The organism is Enterobacter cloacae complex sp. SHL001 (assembly GCF_049236825.1).
Lineage (GTDB): Bacteria > Pseudomonadota > Gammaproteobacteria > Enterobacterales > Enterobacteriaceae > Enterobacter > Enterobacter hormaechei_C.
In genome coordinates, this window is the sequence record NZ_JBMKIP010000002.1 from 812,447 (window position 1) to 830,096 (window position 17,650).

Consider the following 17,650-nt stretch of genomic DNA (forward strand, 5'->3'; position numbering starts at 1 on the left):
TTTGGGAGAGGGCTGGGGTGAGGGAAATTCAACCGTTGGCTGCCACTTTACGCAAATCAAACACCCGGCAGGCTTTACCCTCGGAGCGCGGGATGCTGCCGCAGTTCACGATCATCACGTCGGTCGAGATCCCCACCATCGATTTAATCCGATGACGCAGCTGATGGCAGACCTGACAGCGCTGTTCATGGGTCAGCGTTAAGCTGCTCTGTTTCAGCTCGACCTTCACCGAAAGTGAATCAAGATGCCCGCGGCGGTTCACCTCCAGCTGATAGTGCGGCGAAAGGTGTTCGAACTTAACGATCTCCTCTTCCAGCTGTGACGGGAAGACGTTAACCCCGCGAATGATGAGCATGTCGTCGCTGCGCCCGCTGATGCGATCCATCCGGCGCATGGTGCGTGCGGTGCCCGGCAGCAGGCGCGTCAGGTCGCGGGTGCGGTAGCGGATCACCGGCAGCGCCTCTTTGGTCAGCGTGGTGAACAGCAGCTCACCCTGCTCGCCGTCGGCCAGCGGCGTGCCGTCATTCGGGTTGACGATCTCCGGGTAGAAGTGATCTTCCCAGATGGTCGGGCCGTCAGCGGTTTCAAGACACTCCATCGCCACGCCCGGCCCCATCACTTCGGAGAGACCATAGATATCCAGCGCGGTAATGCCCAGCCGTTTTTCAATTTCGCGGCGCATCGCCTGCGTCCACGGCTCGGCGCCAAACACGCCGACGCGCAGGGAACAGGCGCTGGCATCACCGCCCATCTGACGCTCCAGCTCTTCAATCAGGTTCAGGCAGTAAGACGGCGTCACCATGATCATATCCGGCTGGAAATCGCGGATCAGCTGCGCCTGCTTCTCCGTCTGGCCGCCGGACATCGGGATCACCGTCGCTCCCAGACGCTCGGCACCGTAGTGCGCCCCCAGCCCGCCGGTGAAGAGCCCGTAACCGTAGGCGACGTGAATTTTATCCTTCGCGCTGCCCCCGGCGGCGCGCAGGGAACGGGCGACGATATTGGCCCAGTTGTCGATATCATTCTGGGTATACCCCACCACGGTCGGCTTTCCGGTGGTGCCCGACGAAGCGTGGATGCGTACCACCTGCTCCATCGGCACCGCAAAGGTATCAAACGGGTAGTTGTCGCGCAGATCCTGCTTGGTGGTGCACGGGAATTTTTGCAGGTCCGCCAGCTCGGTGAAGTCGTCAGGGTGAACGCCCGCGGCATCAAACTTGCGTTTGTACATCGGAACGTTGTTGTAGGCGTGGTGCAGCGTCCACTTCAGGCGCGCGGTCTGCAACGCCTGCAATTCATCAATGGACGCGGTTTCGATCGGATCAAGCTTTGTTGTATTTATCATCGCAGGGTACTCACATTATTGTTCGCTCAAACACGCTCAAGGATCATGGCAATGCCCTGACCCACACCGATGCACATCGTACACAGCGCGTAGCGCCCGCCGCGTCGGTGCAATTCATTGCTTGCGGCCAGCGCCAGTCTGGCACCGCTCATTCCCAGCGGATGACCTAGCGCGATCGCCCCGCCGTTCGGGTTGACATGCTCCGCGTCATCCGGCAAGCCCAGCTGACGCAGCACGCCCAGCGCCTGTGCGGCGAAGGCTTCATTAAGCTCAATGACGTCCATATCGGTGATACTGAGTCCGGCACGCTCCAGCACCTTGCGGGTGGCGGGCACCGGGCCTAATCCCATCAGGCGCGGCTCGACGCCCGCTGTCGCCATGGCCACAATGCGGGTGCGCGGGGTTAACCCCTGGGCAAGCGCCATCGGCTCGCTGGCGATAATCAGCGCCGCCGCCCCGTCGTTGACGCCAGAGGCGTTCCCCGCCGTCACCACACCGTTCTTACGGAACGGGGCTTTCAGCGCGGCAAGCTGTTCCAGGGTGGTTTCGGCGCGCGGATGCTCGTCCACGCTCACTTCCGTTACCGCACCTTTTTTCCCCGCCACCTGTACCGGGATAATCTCCTGCGCCAGAACGCCATTCTGCTGCGCCCGCGCGGTGCGCTGCTGGCTGCGCAGGGCAAATGCGTCCTGATCGGCACGGCTTATATTTAACAATTCCGCTACATTCTCTGCCGTTTCCGGCATGCTGTCAGTTCCGTATTGCTGATGCATGAGCGGATTCACAAATCGCCAGCCGATGGTGGTGTCGAAGATCTCCGCCTGACGCTGAAACGCCGCCGTGGCTTTGCCCATCACGAACGGCGCACGGGACATGGATTCGACGCCACCTGCGATCAGCAGATCGCCATCCCCGGCCCTGATGGCGCGCGCCGCAAAGCCAATGGCATCCAGACCGGAGCCGCACAGGCGGTTAATGGTGGTGCCGGATACCGTCTGCGGCAGCCCGGCCAGCAGCGCCGACATGCGCGCCACGTTGCGGTTATCCTCCCCGGCCTGATTCGCGCAGCCGAAGATCACGTCATCTATGCGCTCCAGATCGAGCTGCGGGTAACGCGACAGCAGCGCACGCAGCGGCACGGCACCTAAGTCATCGGCGCGCACGCTGGATAATCCTCCGCCGTAGCGACCAACCGGGGTACGCACCCCCTCACAAATAAATGCGTCACGCATCAGGCTTCTCCTGTCACACTGCCGCCAGTGCGGTGCGATTTCCCGCGAAAAAGAGCGACGGTTTTCTGTTGTTGGTTCTGAATTTCAATGTCGTAGACGCCGGTAAGTTTGCCCTGATGCTTCACCCGCGCGGTGGCGGTGAGCTTATCTCCGGCAAAGCCCGGACGCAGAAAATCGATGGCGCAGCCTGAGGCCACCGCCGCCAGCCCCTGACTGTTGCAGGCGTAGGCAAAGGCCGTATCGGCCAGCGAGAACAGCTGTCCGCCGTGGCAGGTTTTATGCCCGTTGAGCATCTGCGGGGTGATGGTCATGGTCACCACCGCGTAGCCCTCGCCCATGTCGATAATGTCCATCCCCATCGCCTGCGCGCAGGCGTCCCGTTCATACATCGCGCGGGCGTTATGCCAGGCGTTATGACTCATAGCTACTCTCCAGAAGCGCACGCTGGCGCAGCAGTGAACAGGGGCGATAGCGTTCCTCGCCGTAGTGACGTTGCAGATTCTCCAGCAGCGTTAACAGACGCTGCCAGCCAAGGCGCTCGCCCCAGGCGATGGGCCCGCAGGGATAGTTGACCCCTAAGCGCATGGCGGTATCGATGTCTTGCTCGCTGGCGACCCCTTTTTGCAGGGCGTCCAGCGCTTCGTTGGCAATCATCGCTACCGTGCGCCAGACCAGCAGGCCGGGGTAATCGGCAATCTGTACCACCCGTTTCTCCTGATGCTGCAACCAGTAAATGGCTTTCTGCGTGGCGGCGTGCGGGTTGCCCGGTGCGGCGGCTATCACGGCCACATCCCGCTCGATGCGGTCGACCACCACCACCGGGCAGCCGTGGCGCAGCGCCAGCGACTGCGCGGTTTCACCCTGCGTTTCGATTAGCAACAGATCGTCAATTTCCGTGACACCGTCACTTCTTCGCTGTACGCGCATCGGGCTGAAGCTGTCGCTGACCGGGGCGAGCCAGCTGACGGCGGGTTTCTCCTCCAGCCAGCGGTAAACGCCCTGCCCGCTTTTCTTACCCAGACGCCCCGCCAGCACTAGCTCCTGCTGCACCAGCGACGGCAGAAAACGACGCTCCTGCCAGAAGGCGTTAAACACGGAGCAGGTCACGGCAAAGTTGACGTCCTGACCAATCATGTCCGTCAGCTCAAGCGGCCCCATCGGGAAGCCTCCGCCGTCTCGCAGGGCGGCGTCGATCACCTCGGGCGTTGCCACCTGCTCTTCCAGCGCGCGCCAGGCTTCCGAGTAGAACGGGCGCGCCACGCGGTTGACGATAAACCCCGGCGTGGACTGGCAGCGTACCGGCTGCTTTCCCCAGCTCAACGCCAGCTCGCACAGTGCATCGGCCACTTCGGGAGAGGTCGCCAGCCCGCTGACCACTTCCACCAGCTTCATCACCGGGGCAGGATTGAAGAAGTGCAGCCCGGCGACGCGTTCAGGGTGGTTTATCTCCGCTGCAATCGCGGTAACGGAAATGGACGAGGTATTGCTGGCAAGCAGCGTCTGCGGCGGGCAGATCTCTGCCAGCTGGGTAAACAGCGCTTTTTTTACCTCAAGCCGCTCAGAGGCCGCCTCGATCACCAGATCGGCTTTCGCCAGAGCACTGATAGTCGTCACCGGCGTCAGGCGGGCGAGGATCTGTTCCCCGGCGTCGGCAGAGAGTTTTCCGCGCGCAACGCGAGAGGAGAGCCGCTGACGAATGCCGTCGATGGCGCGGGAAATCGCCGCTGCATCAATGTCGTACACCAGAACCGGATGACCGTGGCTGGCTGCCACTTCGGCAATACCGGCGCCCATGGTGCCGCTGCCAATGACGGCGACCGTATGGATATTCACCATCTTATTTCCCCGTAAAGTTCGGCGCGCGTTTTGCCAGGAACGCGCTGACGCCTTCCCGGTAGTCGTCGCTGCGTCCGGCCAGACGTTGATAGTCGCGCTCCAGATCAAGCTGGGCGTCGAGGGTATTGGTTTCGGCGGCGTTAATCGCCTGCTTGATCAAGCCCAGGCCAAAGGTCGGCTGCGAGGCAAAATGCAGCGCCATCTGCTGTGCGGTGGCGGAGAGCTGATCGTCGTCCACCACCTGCCAGATCATTCCCCAGGCCTGTGCCTGCTCGGCGCTGAGCTTATCGCCCAGCAATGCCAGCCCCATGGCGCGGGCGCGTCCGGTCACGCGCGGCAGCAGCCAGGTTCCGCCGCAGTCCGGTACCAGCCCGAGCTTGCTGAAGGCCATCACAAAGCTGGCTGAACGGGCCGCAATCACCATGTCGCAGCCGAGGGCCAGCGTGGCCCCCGCGCCCGCCGCCACGCCGTTAACCGCGCAAATCACCGGCTTCGGCAGTTTTGCCAGGCGGCGCACCAGCGGGTTGTAAAAAGTCTCAACGGACATGCCCAGATCGGGCGCGGGGCCGCTCGGGTCGACGTTACGGTCGTTAAGATCCTGCCCGGCGCAGAAACCGCGACCTGCCCCGGTGATCAGCAGGCAGCGGATAGCGTCATCGCGCTCGGCCTGCTTCAGGCATTCGGAAAGCTGCTGGTGCATGACGTCGTTAAAGCTGTTCAGGCGCTCCGGGCGGTTCAGCGTAATGGTCATTACGCCCTGCTCAACATGGCTCAGAATAGATTCCACAATTAGCGTCCTTTAAAGTCTGGGGTGCGTTTTTGTAAAAAGGCGTTGATACCTTCCCGGCGATCGTCGGTGGCCGCGAGCAGCGCAAACAGCTGACGCTCCTGCGCCAGCCCGGCCTGAAGCGGGACTTCCTGCGACTGGCGAAGCGCCTGCTTCGCCGCCTGTAGCGCCAGCGGCGAGTGGCGCGCCATCAGCGCCGCCTGCTTCAGGGCGTACTCCAGCGCCAGCGAGTCCGGGTAGACGTCGCTGACCAGCCCGGCGCTGTGCGCCTGAACCGCCGTGATGCTTTCGCCCGTCAGCACCATTTTGCTGGCCAACGATTTGCCCACGCTGCGGATCAGCCGCTGGGTGCCGCCTGCGCCCGGCATGATCCCGAGGGTGATTTCCGGCAGACCAAAACGGGCGTTATCGCCAGCAATCACGACATCGCAGAGCAGCGCCAGCTCACAGCCTGCCCCCAGCGCGAAGCCGTTTACGGCGGCAATCAGCGGTTTGGTGAAGGCGTTGATCCGCGCCCACAGCTGCGGGCGGATATCGTTCAGGGTGGCGGGCAGGTCTTTCTCCGCCATTTCGTTGAGATCGGCCCCGGCGGCAAAGCAGCGTTCGTTGCCGGAAATCACGCAGACGGCGATCTCAGCATCCGCGGCGGCGGCCTCAAGCTGCTCCGCGATTTGCGTGAGCAGCGCATTGTTGAGCGCGTTGCGCGCCGCCGGACGGTTTAGCGTCAGCTGCAACACGCGGCCATGACGGGTGACAATCAGTTCGCTCATGCCATCCCCTTCGCATCAAAATCGACGATAACGTCGGCGGTTAACGGCAGCGCCTGACAGCTCAGCACATAGCCTGCGGCCAGCTCGTCCGGCTCCAGGCTGTAGTTGGTCGCCATATCGACTTTTCCGCGCAGCACTTTGCATTTGCAGGTGGCGCATACGCCGCCCTTGCAGGCGTAAGGCAGATCCGCCCCCTGACGCAGGGCCGCGTCAAGAATGCTTTCGTCGTCCGCCGTCAGGGTGATTTCACGGTCGCGCCCGTCCTGACGGACGGTGACCTTCTGCCCGTCGGCCTGCACGCTGGCTGTCCGTTTAACGGCGGTACCCGGCGTGTTAAAGCGCTCAAGATGGATCGCTTTTTCCGGCATACCCAGCGCTTGCAGCGCCGCTTCGGCCTCATCCATCATCGCCGACGGGCCGCAGATGAAGGCTTCATCGTACTGACGGAAATTCACCAGCGTTTTTGCCAGCGCCTGGAGCTTTTCCCCGTCAATGCGGCCATGGAGCAGATCGCTGTCGAGCGTCTCCTGGCTGAAGATGGCGATCAGCTGCAAACGCTGCGGGTATTTATCTTTCAGGTCCGCCAGCGCCCGGCGGAACATCATGCTCTGGCTGCTGCGGTTGCCGTAAATCAGGGTGAAGTGGCTGTGGGCTTCAGTGGCCAGCGTAGCGGACAGAATCGCCAGCATCGGGGTGATCCCGGACCCGGCGGCAATCGCCAGATAGTGGCCTTCGCGTTCGGCCTGCGGCTGATAGCCAAACTGCCCCTGGGGCACCATCACCTCCAGCGCCATGCCCGGTTTGATCTCGTCCCGGGCATAGCGGGAAAAACGTCCGCCCTCGATGGCTTTGACCGCCACGCTGATCTCACCGCACGCGGTGCTCCGGCAGATGGAGTAGCAGCGGCGCAGTTCATCCCCGCCAGGACTGGCTTTCAGGGTCAGATGCTGACCGGGACGGAAGCGGTACGCCTCCTGTAACGCCTGCGGCACCGCGAAGGTAATGGTCACCGCGTCGCGGGTTTCGGGTTCTACTTTTGCCACTGTTAATGAATGAAACGTTGTCATGGCAGCCTCAAATACATTTGAAATAGTCGAAGGGCTCACGGCAGGTATTGCAGCGATAGAGCGCTTTGCAGGCCGTAGAACCAAATTCACTGATAAGCGAGGTATCGGTGCTCGCACAGCGCGGGCAGCTCACCTCAGCGGGAAGGTGGGCATGGCAGCTATGGCCGACAGGCGGGCTGATGCCATATTCACGCAGGCGCCTGCGGGCATCGTCGGTCATCCAGTCGGTGGTCCAGGCGGGCTCCAGTTGCAGCACAATATGTACCGGGCTAAAGCCGTTTCCGGTCAGGGTTTCGCGGATCGCCCCCAGCAGATGCTCCGTTGCCGGACAGCCCGAATAGGTTGGCGTGAAGCCGATGACCCAGCCTTCCCCCTGCGCCTTCACGCTGCGCACCATGCCTAAGTCGGTGATGGTCAGCACCGGCACTTCCGGGTCGGGGATCTGGCTTAACAGCGCCCAAATCTGCGGGATTTGTGCAGGCGCGATGTCGACGAGGCGTTGCATGGCGTCCTCCTTTACCACTGCTGGCCGGGGTAAACGCGCTGGAGATACTGCATCTCTGCCAGCATCGGCCCGAGGTGTTCAGTATGTAGCCCCTTCTTGCCGCCCGTGCGATACGCCACCTCTTCGGGCACGCGGAGGGTGGCTTCCGCCAGGCCAGCAAACACTTCGCGCTCCCACGGGTCCCGCAGGTCGCGCGGATCAACCGCCACGCCGTCATCAATTAGCGCCAGCTCGAGGTCGTCGGCGTCGAACAGTTCAGCCGTAAAGCGCCACAGGCTATCCACCGCCTGCTGCATTTTTTGTGCGGAGGTCTCTGTTCCGTCCCCCAGCCGCACCAGCCAGCCGCGGCTAAAGCGCAGGTGATAGCGTGCCTCCTTAATGGCTTTTGCCGCGATGGCGGCAAGCTGACTGTCGCTGCTATGGATCAGCCGCTCGTAGAGCGCCACGTTCCACGCATCCATCAGATACTGACGGGCAATGGTGTCAGCGAAGCTGCCGTTTGGTTGTTCCACCAGCAGCAGATTGCGGAACTGACGCTCATCGCGGCCATAGGCCAGGGTGTCTTCATCGCCCTTACCCTCCCGTTCAGCGGCGTAGGTCAGGAAATTGCGCGCCTGCCCGAGCAGATCAAGGCCGATATTGGCGAGCGCCAGGTCAATTTCCAGCTCCGGCGCGTGGCCGCACCAGGCGCCCAGACGCTGTGAGAGCACCAGACCGTTGTCGCCCAGACGCAGGGCATAAGCAGATACGTTGTTCATCCCCAACCTCACATATGCTCGATGCCATCAGGGATGGTGTAAAACGTCGGATGGCGGTAGACCTTGCTTTCCGCCGGATCGAAAAATTCCCCGCTCTCTTCCGGCTGGGAAGCGACGATTTCACTCGCCTTCACCACCCAGATGGAACAGCCTTCGCTGCGGCGGGTATAGGCATCGCGCGCGTTTTCCAGCGCCATGCGGTCGTCGGCAGCGTGAAGGCTGCCCACATGCCGGTGCGACAGCCCCTGCTTCGAACGGACAAAAACTTCGTATAACGGCCAGTAAACATTGCTCATGGTTGATTCCTCTTATGCGGCCTGGCGGGCGCGTTGTTTTTCCGCGTGGGCCAGAGCGGCTTCACGCACCCATGCGCCGTCGTCCCAGGCTTTACGTTTTGCGGCCAGACGTTCGTGGTTGCAGATCCCGCGCCCGGTGATCACCTCGTCAAATTCCTGCCAGTCGATTTCGCCGAAGCGGTAGTGGCCGCTCGCTTCATCGAAACGCAGGTCGGGGTCCGGCACGGTCATACCGAGCATCTCCACCTGAGGCACCGTGTTGTCCACGAAGCGCTGGCGAAGCTCATCGTTGCCAAAGCGTTTGATCTTCCAGGCCAGACTGCGGGCGCTGTTTGGGGAGTTGTCGTCGTTGGGTCCAAACATCATCAGCGCGGGCCACCAGAAACGGTTGATGGCGTCCTGCAACATCTGCCGCTGGGCTTCGCTGCCCTGCGCCAGCGCCATGCAGGCCTCAAAACCCTGACGCTGGTGGAAGCTCTCTTCTTTACAGATTTTCACCATCGCCCGGGCATACGGACCGTAAGACGTACGACACAGCGCCACCTGGTTCACAATGGCCGCCCCGTCCACCAGCCAGCCAATGACGCCGATATCGGCCCAGCTCAGGGTCGGATAGTTGAAGATGGAGGAGTATTTCATCTTGCCGTCGAGCATCTTTTGATAGATGTCCTCCCGGGCGCAGCCCAGCGTTTCCGCCGCGCTGTAGAGGTACAGGCCGTGTCCGGCTTCGTCCTGCACCTTCGCCAGCAGAATGGCTTTCCGGCGCAGCGTCGGCGCGCGGGTGATCCAGTTTCCTTCCGGCAGCATGCCGACAATCTCAGAATGGGCGTGCTGTCCAATCTGGCGGATCAGCGTCTTGCGGTAGGCATCCGGCATCCAGTCCTGCGGCTCGATGGCCGTCTCCTGTGCGATGCGTTGCTCAAAGCGTTGTTCTTGCGTCACATAACCACCTTTGTGATTCGTTAAATCACCACAAATAGCAAAATGGTGAATCATTTGTTTCCTTAAAAGTTACACAAAGGTTAAATATAACCCCAAGAAGCGTTTGTTTATTTTGTGACGACGCTCGCAAGCCTTTTGATGAAAGGCCGATGACGCAAGGCTTCTGGGTGGTCAGGTTAAGCAATACAGATCACAGCGTTAACAATTCATTAAAACTCAGCTTGATTTTTATGATTCACGATCAAACTATTTATAGTGAAATCACGAAACATCTGGAGAGAAGAAATGCAGCAGTTAGCCAGCTTCTTGTCCGGCACCTGGCAATCAGGCCGGGGCCGCGAGCGCACCATCACCCACGCCATCAGCGGGGAAACGCTATTTGAAGTCACCAGCGAAGGGCTGGATATGGCGGCCGCGCGCCGTTACGCCATTGAACACGGCGGAGAAGCGCTCCACGCAATGAGCTTTATCGAGCGCGCCGCCATGCTGAAGGCGGTGGCCAAACATCTGCTGAGCCAGAAGGATCGCTTTTATGCCCTGTCAGCTCAGACCGGCGCGACGAAGGCCGACAGCTGGGTGGATATTGAAGGCGGTATCGGCACCCTCTTCACCTACGCAAGCCTCGGCAGCCGTGAGCTGCCGGACGATACCCTGTGGCCGGAGGATGAGCTGATCCCGCTGTCGAAGGAAGGCGGCTTTGCGGCACGTCACGTGTTAACGTCGAAATCCGGCGTGGCGGTGCATATCAACGCGTTCAACTTCCCGTGCTGGGGGATGCTGGAAAAGCTCGCGCCCACCTGGCTTGCCGGGATGCCCGCCATCATCAAGCCCGCCACCGCCACCGCGCAGGTGACTCAGGCGATGGTGAAAGCGATCGTCGAGAGCGGACTGGTGCCCGACGGCGCCATCAGCCTGATCTGCGGTGGCGCGGGCGATCTGCTGAACCAGCTCGACAGCCAGGACGTGGTGACGTTTACCGGATCGGCCAGCACCGGGCAGAGTCTGCGCGTCCACCCGAATATCGTCGCGCATTCCATTCCGTTTACCATGGAAGCAGATTCTCTCAACTGCTGCGTGCTGGGTGAGGACGTGACGCCGGAACACCCGGAGTTTGCGCTGTTTATCCGAGAAGTGGTGCGCGAGATGACCGCCAAAGCCGGACAAAAATGTACCGCCATCCGCCGCATCATCGTGCCGGAAGCGCAGGTTGACGCCGTCAGCCAGGCGCTGATTGCGCGGCTGGAGAAAGTGGTCGTCGGCGATCCGGCCCATGAAGGGGTGAAGATGGGGGCCCTCGTCAACGGTGAGCAACGTGCTGACGTGCAGGAAAAAGTCGATCATCTGCTTGCCGCGGGCTGCCAGATCCGTCTGGGTGGTAAAGCCGATTTGCAGGCGGCTGGCGCATTCTTCCCGCCCACCCTGCTGTTCTGCCCGCAGCCGGACGAAACCCCGGCCGTTCACGCCACCGAAGCCTTTGGTCCCGTCGCAACCCTGATGCCCTGCCGTAACACCGAACACGCCATGCAGCTGGCGCGGGCGGGCGGCGGCAGCCTGGCGGGAACGCTGGTTACGGCAGATACCCGCGTGGCGCGGCAGTTTATTGCCGGGGCAGCGCGCGCCCACGGACGTATTCAGATCCTCAACCAGGAATCCTCGAAAGAATCCACCGGCCACGGTTCACCGCTGCCGCAGCTGGTGCACGGTGGTCCGGGACGTGCGGGCGGCGGCGAAGAGCTGGGCGGCCTGCGCGCGGTGAAGCACTATCTTCAGCGCACGGCCATTCAGGGCAGCCCGTCCATGCTCGCCGCGATCGGTAAACAGTGGGTTCGTGGCGCGGAGGTGCAGGAAGATCGCGTTCATCCGTTCCGTAAATACTTCGAGGAGTTACAGCCGGGCGACAGCCTGCTGACCCCGCGTCGTACCCTGACGGAAGCGGATATCGTGAATTTTGCCTGCCTGAGCGGGGATCATTTCTACGCCCATATGGACAAAATTGGCGCGGCGGAGTCGATTTTTGGTGAGCGCGTGGTACACGGTTATTTCCTGATTTCCGCCGCGGCGGGGCTGTTTGTCGATGCCGGGGTTGGGCCGGTTATTGCCAACTACGGCATGGAAAACCTGCGCTTTATTGAGCCGGTCAAGCCGGGTGATACCATTCAGGTGCGCCTGACCTGTAAACGTAAAACGCTGAAGAAACAGCGCACTGCCGAGGAAAAACCCACCGGAGTGGTGGAATGGGCGGTGGAGATCTTCAACCAGCACCAGCAGGCCGTGGCGCTCTACTCCATCCTGACGCTGGTGGCGCGCCAGCAGGGTGACTTCTGACCCACCTCTTTCTTGCCGGGTGTCGCTCCGCTTACCCGGCCTACTACTACCTGACCGGGGTGTGATGCACCCCCGCTCTTTTTTTAACCTGGCAAGACTGACAAACAACCTGGCAGATGCAGGCAAACGCTTTTCGTGCGCGCCTGTCAGGATAAGGCTGACACAACACAATAAACACAACAAGATGAGGTCTGCGATGGGAAGCAATTCTTCTTTTTCTGCCCGTAGAACGGCACTGGCCATGGCCGTTGCGCTCTGTTGCGCCTGGCAATCCCCTGTTTACGCTCACGGCAGCGAGGCGCATATGGTCCCGATGGACAAAACGCTTCAGGCGTTTGGCGCGGACGTGCAGTGGGATGATTACGCCCAGATGTTCACCATCGTCAAAGACGGTGCCTTTGTGAAGGTCAAACCCGGCGCAAATACCGCCATCGTTAACGGCAAACCGCTGACGCTCCAGGTGCCCGTGGTGATGAAGAACAATAAGGCGTTTATCCCGGAGACCTTTATCAACGATGTCTTTCAGTCCGGTCTTGATCAGACATTCCAGGTTGAAAAAAGCCCCCACCCGTTAAACGCGCTGACGGCTGATGAAATCAACCAGGCCGTAGCCATTGTGAAAGCCTCTGCGGATTTTAAACCCAATACCCGCTTTACCCAGATTGCGCTGGCGGAGCCAGAAAAGGCCAAAGTCTGGGACTTTGTGCTTAACGGCACGGCGGTGGATGCGCCCCGCCAGGCCAATATCATCATGCTTGATGGTAAACACATCATCGAAAGCCGGGTGGATCTGAAGGAGAAAAAGATCCTCCGCTGGGAGCCGATCAAAGACGCGCACGGCATGGTGCTGCTGGATGACTTCAATACCGTGCAGCAGATCATCAATGAAAGCCCGGAGTTTGCCGCCGTGCTGAAAAAGCGCGGCATTACCGACCCGAAGAAAGTGATCACCACTCCGCTTACCGTCGGCTTTTTTGACGGCAAGGATGGGCTGAAACAGGAAGACCGCCTGCTGAAAGTGATCAGCTATCTCGACGTGGGCGACGGTAACTACTGGGCGCACCCGATCGAAAACCTGGTTGCGGTGGTGGATCTCGAGCAGAAGAAAATCCAGAAGATTGAGGAAGGCCCGGTCGTGCCGGTTCCGCTCACGCCGCGCCCTTATGATGGCCGCGACCGCGTTGAAACGGTGAAAAAACCGCTGGAGATTATCGAGCCGGAAGGCAAGAACTACACCATCACCGGGGATAGGGTGCACTGGCAGAACTGGGATTTTCATCTGAGCCTGGACTCACGCGTCGGCCCGATAATCTCCACCGTGACCTATAACGACAACGGCAAAAAGCGACAGGTGATGTATCAGGGATCGCTCGGCGGCATGATTGTGCCGTACGGCGACCCGGATATCGGCTGGTACTTTAAAGCCTACCTGGACTCCGGCGATTACGGCATGGGTACCCTGACCTCCCCGCTGGTGCGCGGCAAGGATGTTCCGTCTAACGCCGTGATGCTCAACGAAACCATCCCGGATTACACCGGCGCGCCAATGGAGATCCCCCGGGCGATCGCCATTTTCGAGCGTTACGCCGGGCCGGAATATAAGCATCAGGAGTTAGGTAAACCCAACGTCAGCACCGAACGCCGCGAGCTGGTGGTGCGCTGGGTCAGCACCGTGGGTAACTACGATTACATCTTCGACTGGGTATTCCACGAAAACGGCACTATCGGCATTGATGCAGGGGCTACGGGCATTGAAGCGGTGAAAGGCGTGCAGACGAAAACCATGCATGATGCCACCGCGAAGGATGACACCCGATACGGAACGCTGATCGACCATAATATTGTCGGAACCACCCACCAGCACATCTACAACTTCCGTCTGGATATGGACGTGGACGGCATCAACAATAAGCTGGTGGCCATGGATCCGGACGTCAAACCGAACACCGCTGGCGGACCGCGCACCAGCACCATGCAGGTTAATCAGTATGATATTGATACCGAAAAGCAGGCGGCGCAGAAGTTTGACCCGGGCACCATCCGCCTGCTGAGCAATACCAGCAAAGAGAACCGCATGGGCAACCCGGTCTCGTATCAAATCATCCCTTACGCGGGCGGTACACACCCGGTAGCGTCCGGCGCGAAGTTTGCCCCGGACGAGTGGATTTATCACCGCCTGAGCTTTATGGATAAACAGCTGTGGGTGACGCGTTACCATCCCGACGAGATGTACCCGGAGGGAAAATACCCGAACCGTTCCACGCACGATACCGGCCTCGGCCAGTACAGCAAAGATAACGAGTCGCTGAACGACCAGGATAACGTCATCTGGATGACCACCGGCACCACCCATGTCGCCCGTGCCGAGGAGTGGCCGATAATGCCGACGGAATGGGTGCACACGTTACTCAAGCCGTGGAATTTCTTTGACGAGACGCCAACGCTCGGCAAGAAAAAAGAGCAGAAATAACCCACCGACCGGGCGTAATGCCCGGTTTTTCATCCGCTTACTTGCTGAATTACTCTCCCCGATTATAGTTATTGTTACCTCGCTTAATCCTTTTGCATTTCTTGACACACTTTCACCAGGATTCGAAGTCCCCACAAACAACGTCACAGTTTACTGAGAGGTTTTAGGATGAGAATCAATGAGATCGTCAGGAGTCTCGCGCTGGCGGGATGTTTTATTTCTGCCAGTTCCGCCTGGGCCGCAGAAGCACCTAAGGATGCCACCGCAGCAACGCAACAGGCCAACAACGCACTCTTCAACCAGCTTCCTTTCTCCGATAACACCGATTTTACCAACGCCCACAAAGGGTTTATTGCCCCGCTGCCTCAGGACATTATCAAAGGTGAGCAAGGCAACACCGTCTGGGATCCGCAGCAGTACGCTTTTATCAAAGAAGGCGATAAGGCGCCCGACTCGGTTAACCCGAGCTTATGGCGTCAGTCCCAGCTGATTAACATCAGCGGTCTGTTTGAAGTGACCGAAGGCGTCTACCAGATACGTAACCTCGACCTGTCAAACATGACCATTATTGAAGGTAAAGAAGGCATTACCGTGGTCGACCCGCTGGTGTCGGCGGAAACGGCCAAAGTCGGGATGGATCTTTACTATAAAAATCGCGGTAACAAGCCTGTTGTCGCCGTAATTTACACCCACAGCCACGTTGACCACTATGGCGGCGTGCGCGGCGTGGTGGACGAAGCAGATGTGAAGTCCGGCAAGGTGAAAGTCTACGCGCCCGCCGGATTTATGGAGGCCGCCGTCGCGGAGAATATCATGGCGGGTAACGTCATGAGCCGCCGCGCCAGCTATATGTACGGCAACCTGCTGAAGCCGGATGCGAAGGGCCAGGTCGGCGCGGGTCTCGGTACCACCACCTCCGCCGGGACGGTGACCCTGATCGCCCCGACCAATATCATCGAGAAAGATGGTCAGAAAGAGGTGATCGACGGCCTGACCTATGATTTTATGCTCGCGCCGGGATCGGAAGCGCCTTCCGAGATGCTCTGGTATATCGAAGAGAAAAAGCTGATCGAGTCTGCGGAAGATGTCACCCATACCCTGCACAACACCTACTCCCTGCGCGGCGCGAAAATTCGTGAGCCGTTGCCATGGTCGAAATACATCAACCAGGCGATTGTACGCTGGGGTGATAAAGCCGAAATCATTATGGCGCAGCACCACTGGCCGACATGGGGCAACGACAACGTGGTTAACCTGCTGAAAAGCCAGCGCGACCTGTATCGCTACATCAACGACCAGACCCTGCGCATGGCGAACGAAGGGCTGACCCGTGACGAGATTGCCGCCAACTTCAAACTGCCAAACTCCCTGGCCAATACCTGGGCAAACCGTGGCTATTACGGTTCTGTCAGCCATGACGTTAAAGCAACCTACGTGCTCTATTTAGGCTGGTTTGACGGCAACCCGGCGACCCTGGACGAACTGCCGCCTGAAGAAGCCGCGAAGAAATTTGTGGACTATATGGGCGGTGCGGATGCCATCCTGAGCAAAGCGAAAACTGACTTTGACCAGGGGAACTACCGCTGGGTGGCTCAGGTGGTCAGCAAGGTGGTCTTTGCCGATCCAAATAATCAGGCCGCGCGAAACCTGGAAGCGGATGCGCTGGAGCAGCTGGGTTATCAGGCTGAATCAGGCCCGTGGCGTAACTTCTACCTGACCGGCGCCCAGGAGCTGCGTAACGGCGTGGTGAAAGGACCGACCCCGAACACCGCCAGCCCGGATACCGTGCGCGCGATGACGCCAGAAATGTTCTTTGACTATCTGGCGGTGCACATTAACGGTGAAAAAGCGGCCGATGCAAAATCGGTGTTTAACATCGACCTCGGCAGCGACGGCGGCAAATACAAGCTGGAGCTGGAAAATGGCGTGCTGAACCACACGGCGAACGCCGAAGCGAAAGACGCTGACGCGACCGTGACCCTCAACCGCGATACGCTGAATAAAATCATCCTGAAAGAAGTGACGCTTAAACAGGCGCAGGATAACGGCGATATCAAAGTGACCGGCGATGCCGGAAAACTTGATGCCATGCTCGGTTACATGGATAAATTTGAATTCTGGTTTAACATTGTGACCCCGTAAAGGCAGCACTCGCGGGCGGACGTTCCGCCCGCTCAAGGAAAATTCTCTTCAATGGAAAAAAGACATCCAGCCACACCCGAACCCGCGATATGGCCTACCCGTAAATCAATGGTTGTTCACGGGCTGGCCGTGAACCTGCCGTGGCTCGCCTTTGTGAATGCCAGCTTTGCCCTTATGGTCCTGCTGCGCAATTCGTTGTTCGGCCATATCGATGCCCTCCTGCACATCAGCCCCCCTCTGCGGCAGATGATTGACGCCTCCATGCTGGGCGTGGCGATCCTTTCCGTGGCGCTGGTGATCATGGCCTGGCGCCACATCCGCGGCGTCAGCGCCGTTTTGTTTATGTGCAGCCTGCTGTGGTCGATAAGTTGTTACTGGTTTATCAACGTGTTACAGCTTCCTCATCCCTGGCCTATATTCGTTACCCTGCTGATGGCCGGTGTGACCGCGCTCTATTTTCACCCGGTGGCACTGCTCTGCTTCACCGTTCCGCTATGGGTAAGCCTGCCCGTTGCCAGCATGCTGCTGAATCAGGAAATTAATTATCGCTTTGCCGGGCTGTGGGTGGTGTTCACGTTCATTCTCGTGTGCGGGCGCTATATCCTGTTGAGCTGGTTTGAAGAGGCGTGGCGTCGCAACCAGCAGAATCAGCGTTTAATTTCGCGGCTGGATGCGCTGGCCCATCAGGATCCACTGACGAAAACGGCCAACCGCCGGGCGATGGAGCTGGTGCTGGAAAATGCCGTAGAGCAAGGCAAACGCTTCGCGGTGCTGATGCTGGATGTCGATTACTTCAAACTGTATAACGATACCTACGGTCACCAGGCGGGAGATGCGTGCCTCGCGCGGGTGGCAGAGGTGCTGAACACCTCGGTGCGCACGCCAGAGGATGTGGTTTCGCGCTACGGTGGCGAGGAGTTTGTGGTGATCCTCTTTGACTGCGAAGAAAGCATTGCTGAGAAAGTCGCCGCGCGGATCCAGGCTGGCCTTTGCAACGCAGCCATTCCGCACAGCGCGTCGAAGGTGAGTGAATGTGTGACGGCGAGTATGGGCATTGCAGGCTATACCGCAGGGCTGGCCGGCCCGGAAATCATCGCCCGCGCCGATGCGGCGCTGTACAGGGCAAAGGAGGCCGGGCGGAATCGGTGGTCGCTGTAAGTTACGCCGGGTGGCGC

15 protein-coding genes are annotated in these 17,650 nt (G+C 59.8%); 4 read left to right on the top strand and 11 right to left on the bottom strand.

The features are described from left to right. Window positions 1-28: 28 nt before the first annotated feature. From paaK to paaA, 11 genes are read right to left on the bottom strand one after another with little or no spacing between them, the layout of a single operon-like run. Entirely contained in the window at window positions 29-1,345 is a 1,317-nt protein-coding gene (gene paaK, locus ACOTYH_RS09275) for a phenylacetate--CoA ligase PaaK (RefSeq protein ID WP_017384511.1), read from the bottom strand. Window positions 1,346-1,371: 26 nt separating this feature from the next. Next, window positions 1,372-2,577: a 3-oxoadipyl-CoA thiolase gene (gene pcaF / locus ACOTYH_RS09280; RefSeq protein WP_017384512.1), complete on the bottom strand. Its 1,206-nt coding sequence runs from the start codon at window positions 2,575-2,577 to the stop codon at window positions 1,372-1,374. After that, window positions 2,577-2,999: a hydroxyphenylacetyl-CoA thioesterase PaaI gene (gene paaI, locus ACOTYH_RS09285; RefSeq protein WP_015570592.1), complete on the bottom strand. Its 423-nt coding sequence runs from the start codon at window positions 2,997-2,999 to the stop codon at window positions 2,577-2,579. The genes pcaF and paaI overlap by 1 nt, the downstream gene beginning before the upstream one ends. After that, window positions 2,989-4,413, bottom strand: coding sequence for a 3-hydroxyacyl-CoA dehydrogenase PaaH (paaH, locus tag ACOTYH_RS09290; protein WP_032669969.1), 1,425 nt, complete (start codon window positions 4,411-4,413; stop codon window positions 2,989-2,991). Before paaH ends, paaI begins: the two co-directional genes overlap by 11 nt. Window position 4,414: 1 nt before the next feature. Further along, entirely contained in the window at window positions 4,415-5,203 is a 789-nt protein-coding gene (gene paaG / locus ACOTYH_RS09295) for a 2-(1,2-epoxy-1,2-dihydrophenyl)acetyl-CoA isomerase PaaG (RefSeq protein WP_115503846.1), read from the bottom strand. After that, window positions 5,203-5,970, bottom strand: coding sequence for a 2,3-dehydroadipyl-CoA hydratase PaaF (gene paaF / locus ACOTYH_RS09300; RefSeq protein ID WP_032669972.1), 768 nt, complete (start codon window positions 5,968-5,970; stop codon window positions 5,203-5,205). Before paaF ends, paaG begins: the two co-directional genes overlap by 1 nt. Then, window positions 5,967-7,037 carry a 1,2-phenylacetyl-CoA epoxidase subunit PaaE gene (gene paaE, locus ACOTYH_RS09305; protein ID WP_058700919.1) on the bottom strand — a complete coding sequence of 357 codons (1,071 nt, stop codon included), beginning with the start codon at window positions 7,035-7,037 and terminating at the stop codon, window positions 5,967-5,969. The genes paaF and paaE overlap by 4 nt, the downstream gene beginning before the upstream one ends. A gap of 7 nt (window positions 7,038-7,044) precedes the next feature. Beyond that, window positions 7,045-7,542 (bottom strand): 1,2-phenylacetyl-CoA epoxidase subunit PaaD, encoded by a 498-nt coding sequence (gene paaD, locus ACOTYH_RS09310; RefSeq protein WP_033486768.1) that lies wholly within the window; start codon window positions 7,540-7,542, stop codon window positions 7,045-7,047. A gap of 11 nt (window positions 7,543-7,553) precedes the next feature. Next, complete coding sequence (gene paaC / locus ACOTYH_RS09315) at window positions 7,554-8,300, bottom strand: 1,2-phenylacetyl-CoA epoxidase subunit PaaC (RefSeq protein ID WP_033486767.1); 747 nt, start codon at window positions 8,298-8,300, stop codon at window positions 7,554-7,556. Window positions 8,301-8,308: 8 nt separating this feature from the next. Next, complete coding sequence (gene paaB, locus ACOTYH_RS09320) at window positions 8,309-8,596, bottom strand: 1,2-phenylacetyl-CoA epoxidase subunit PaaB (RefSeq protein WP_003857353.1); 288 nt, start codon at window positions 8,594-8,596, stop codon at window positions 8,309-8,311. A gap of 12 nt (window positions 8,597-8,608) precedes the next feature. Next, on the bottom strand, window positions 8,609-9,538 hold the full coding sequence (paaA, locus tag ACOTYH_RS09325; RefSeq protein ID WP_032103760.1) for a 1,2-phenylacetyl-CoA epoxidase subunit PaaA: 930 nt from the start codon (window positions 9,536-9,538) through the stop codon (window positions 8,609-8,611). Between the two features lie 285 nt (window positions 9,539-9,823). Between paaA and paaZ the strand changes: the two genes are divergently transcribed. The 4 genes from paaZ to ACOTYH_RS09345 all read left to right on the top strand — a co-directional run bounded on the left by paaZ (window position 9,824) and on the right by ACOTYH_RS09345 (window position 17,633). Next, entirely contained in the window at window positions 9,824-11,863 is a 2,040-nt protein-coding gene (gene paaZ / locus ACOTYH_RS09330; protein ID WP_047062786.1) for a phenylacetic acid degradation bifunctional protein PaaZ, read from the top strand. 196 nt (window positions 11,864-12,059) lie between these two features. Next, complete coding sequence (tynA, locus tag ACOTYH_RS09335) at window positions 12,060-14,333, top strand: primary-amine oxidase (RefSeq protein WP_032671108.1); 2,274 nt, start codon at window positions 12,060-12,062, stop codon at window positions 14,331-14,333. A 168-nt stretch (window positions 14,334-14,501) separates the two neighbouring features. Further along, window positions 14,502-16,475, top strand: a complete 1,974-nt coding sequence (locus ACOTYH_RS09340) for an alkyl/aryl-sulfatase (protein ID WP_305869683.1) — start codon at window positions 14,502-14,504, stop codon at window positions 16,473-16,475. Between the two features lie 51 nt (window positions 16,476-16,526). Next, window positions 16,527-17,633, top strand: a complete 1,107-nt coding sequence (locus tag ACOTYH_RS09345; protein ID WP_086626321.1) for a GGDEF domain-containing protein — start codon at window positions 16,527-16,529, stop codon at window positions 17,631-17,633. Window positions 17,634-17,650 lie beyond the last annotated feature (17 nt).